This window comes from Paenisporosarcina sp. P5_A11 (assembly GCF_056400705.1).
The window spans coordinates 1-2,079 of record NZ_JBFUKT010000303.1 but is presented as its reverse complement, the minus strand read 5'-3'; the positions used below and the strand labels follow the sequence as shown (position 1 = coordinate 2,079).

Below are 2,079 nucleotides of genomic sequence, written 5' to 3'. Positions count from 1 at the left end.
GTCCATACTTGCGGGTGTGCCAATGAATACCATCGAGCAAGGGCTTGGCAAGCGTCCAATTGCCCGTTGTATGCCAAACACTTCTGCCACTATTGGGATGTCAGCTAGTGCAATAGCTTGGAATGAAAGAATGGAAAGCAATGATAAAACTGAAATCATTGAACTACTGAAGACCATTGGATCAGTAATCGAAGTAGAAGAAGATGAATTACATGTGATTACTGCCTTGTCAGGAAGTGGACCTGCATATGTATATTACTTCGTTGAAGCATTCGAAAAAGCGGCTGTTGCAAGTGGGCTTTCAGCACAAGTAGCAAGAAACCTGCTAGTTCAAACAATCGCTGGATCAGCAGAAATGTTGAAACAATCAAATGAAACTCCTTCCACGCTTCGAAAACAAGTAACCAGTCCAGGCGGGACAACAGAAGCTGGCATTGAAGCTTTACAAAATAGTGGCTTCTCTGACATGCTTGCTCGTTGTTTAAATGAAGCTGAAACACGTTCACGAGAACTCGGAAAGCGTTATATATAGTAAATAGTAATACAATCAAAAAAGGACCGAGAGAAGAGGGCACTGCAAAATGGACTGAAATTCATATTTCTTTCTTGAAAGAGAGAGTTTTATTACGAAAAGAAGACTGATTCTCAAATATCTAAAAAATACAGCCTCTCCTAATCTCAGGAGAGGCTGTATTTTTGATTTAACTTCACGATTCTTTTTATGTTAACAGTTATGGCGGACAAGTGAGACTGAATAATCATGCCAAAAAGACCACAGTATTTTGCTGTAGTCAATCCATGGTATCTTTTCAGTTCAGCATTTTTATGTTCTATAATGCCACGCTTTTTACTTCGTATTTTGTATTCTTCAGTTGCTAAATAGTTCATTTGATTCTGGTGTTCATCTGAAATGATTCGAATTGAATAAGTTTTTGTTTTACTCCCTTTTTTATAACATCCTTCTTTCATTGGACAAGTTTTGCAGATTGAAGTATCGAAAAAGAAGCTGTTAAATTGATTTTGACCAATATCCTTTTTACCTTGTCTTGCTTTACGTATACTCCAGTGTCCTGCTGGACACATTACTTGATCAGTTTCTTTGTCATAACGAAAACAGTCATCTTCTCTGGTGCCGTAAACAGAAGGATTTAAGGGAATTGTAGCTATAATTTCTTCACCATCTAGGTAGTTCAAATTAGCTTTTGAAGAATAAGCTGTATCTGCTAATATTTCGTTTACTTCTAACGCTTGAGCTTTCGTCTGGTTCACCAATTCTTTTAATTGCTTTCCATCATCTCCTGTTCCAGTTGTTACTTTTACTTGTGTAATAATTTCTTCTTCAGTCATGGCGATGTGAGATTTATAACCAAAAAATGAACGAGAGACTGATTTCCATCCAAATCTAGCATCTGGGTCAATTGCAGAGCGAATTCCTTTGTTCGCAAGTAGACGCTCATCTTCAATAATCTGTTTTGCCACTTGTAGCTTTTCTTTAACTGCGCCTTCAGCATCCGGAAGTGCTCTCTCAACGGTCTCTCCTAATAGAGCAAGGTATGAAATCATTATCTTCCCTTTTTCTTCTTCCGATATTTCTTTAGGAAATGTTGGATAGGCAGGTAGTTTGTCGTAAAGATTTTTGTGTTGCTTTCTTACGGTTCTCCGAAGTCTAGAGGCAGCCTTACTAAGAACCTCCAATGGCTTTTTTTTCGCTGCATTTGCGAGAGTATGGGTTGAATCAATAAATAATGCTTTAGAACGGATTAGTCCTTTTTCCTGTGCTTGTTTTACTATTTCAGTTAAAACTTTCTCGATATTCTGAGCACCCAAACGATGCTTTCGGAAACGGCTTAATTGAGATGAATTTGGTAAGGAATCCTCCGGATTCAATCCTAAAAACCACTTGTAAGCCATATTCACCTGTGCTTCTTTAATGATTCGTTCATCAGAAAGATTGGATAACGTCTGAAGAAAAAGCAGGCGGAATAATAACTCAGGTTCATTCGCAGGGCGACCATAGAATTCGCAATATGAACTTTTGACAATGTCATGGACAAAACTAAAATCTATGATTTCGTGGAT

General features: G+C 38.0%; 2 protein-coding genes. One reads left to right on the top strand and one right to left on the bottom strand.

Annotation, left to right across the window (positions count from 1 at the left end; genetic code table 11):
- The coding region (gene proC, locus AC1DOS_RS19700) for a pyrroline-5-carboxylate reductase (protein WP_477538847.1) at positions 1-532 on the top strand (532 nt) is incomplete at its 5' end.
- Between the two features lie 146 nt (positions 533-678).
- On the opposite strand, the gene AC1DOS_RS19695 is transcribed toward proC, so the two are convergent.
- Positions 679-2,079, bottom strand: a 1,401-nt coding sequence (locus AC1DOS_RS19695) for an IS1182 family transposase (protein WP_477538846.1), incomplete at its 5' end; no start/stop codon positions are given.